We start from the raw sequence: 1,450 nt of genomic DNA, 5'->3' as shown, positions 1-1,450 counted from the left end.
TAGTCTGGGCATCGATCTGTTCTACCTTCTACATCTAGCTATAAATGGTAGCTCTATTCCCGCCCAAGTGTACTAGTATGGTTATTACAGTCTCAAAAACAAGTTAGAATCGAAAGATTAGCTGCCTCTCTACCATTGCCGATCTTACAAAGTAGTCGGATCCGTCACATACAAAGATTTTTACAGATTAAAGCACGAGCGCATACTTGTACTCTGGTTCCCGATCGTAAAACAGGTGATATCCCGTCAAATCGCAGCCGGGAGTCAATTAGTCGTTGCATTGGATAGAACCCAAGGTCAAGAGTATAATGTTTTAATAGTAAGTGCGATCGTTCAAAAAAGGGCGTTTCCCCTATTCTGGACGCTGCTAAATAAACAAGGGGCTTCTAATCTCGCCGAACAGAAACAAGTATTGCGTCCAGTTATTCGGCTGCTGAAAAGATATAAATTAATCGTTGTTGGCGATCGCGAATTTCACCTCCGAGAACTGGCGCAGTGGTTGCACCGCCAGCATCTAAGCTTTGTATTGCGTCAAAAAGGAAACACAACTTTCCGAGAAAAAAGACAACCATTTCGCTCGATAGATACTATCCCAGTTAAACCAGGAATTCATCTCTTCTATCCGCAAATTAGTCGCACTAAAAAGAAAGGTTTTTCTCGCTTTAACTTAGTAGCTTCTTGGCAGAAAAAATACCGAGGTCAACAAGAAGATGAACCTTGGTATCTGCTAACAAATCTCCCGGATTTAAAAGGTGCGATGGCGTACCGCCCCGCAAGCTACGGAGTTTACAGTCAACGTTACGGCATCGAAGCAATGTTTAAAGACTGTAAAACAGGAGGATACAACCTGGAGGGGTGTCAGGCATCACCTGAGAAATTAATTGCTTTGATAATTTTAATAGCTTTGGCGATGACGGAGGCCTGGCTGCGAGGGAAAAGAACTCAGCTTCAAAAACAGGAAAAATATGTGTGCCGTCCTCAAGAACCCGGTAGAAATAGAAGAAGACATAGCAAGTTTTGGATTGGTTTGTATGGCGAAAATTGGTTAATTGCCAATGAATGCTGTTGGGAGTGGGTGGAGTCTATGATGGGCTTAGTTCGCAATAAGCAGTCATTTTATCAGAGGGGACTAAAAGCTATAAAGCTTATAGGGCAACCGCTTTAGCTTCGTTGTCGCCCCCTGAACTGAACGACTCTCAGAGCTGGTGGGAACCAGAACAAACTCTGGAAGCTGTAGAGCCAAACTCGGAAAAATCCGGTTAAGAAAATGGGATGACTTGCATTTTAGAGGTAGTCCCAAACATCCAATGACTCTGATTCTAGTCGAACGTTTAGAAACTGTAACGGGTCGATTAAATAGTCAACCTTTGTGGTTAGTTTGGGTTGGTATCCAAATGCCATCTCTAGCTGAAATTTGGCAACTGTATCTGCGCCGCTTCGCCCTCGAACA

The 1,450-nt window shown here is 43.4% G+C and carries 1 protein-coding gene; it reads left to right on the top strand.

Annotation, left to right across the window (positions count from 1 at the left end):
• Positions 1-121: 121 nt before the first annotated feature.
• On the top strand, positions 122-1,165 hold the full coding sequence (locus tag QUB61_RS39405; RefSeq protein WP_333190470.1) for an IS4 family transposase: 1,044 nt from the start codon (positions 122-124) through the stop codon (positions 1,163-1,165).
• Positions 1,166-1,450 lie beyond the last annotated feature (285 nt).

Source organism: Microcoleus sp. C2D2 (assembly GCF_036702495.1).
Lineage (GTDB): Bacteria > Cyanobacteriota > Cyanobacteriia > Cyanobacteriales > Microcoleaceae > Microcoleus.
This window is presented reverse-complemented; position numbering and strand designations above follow the sequence as displayed.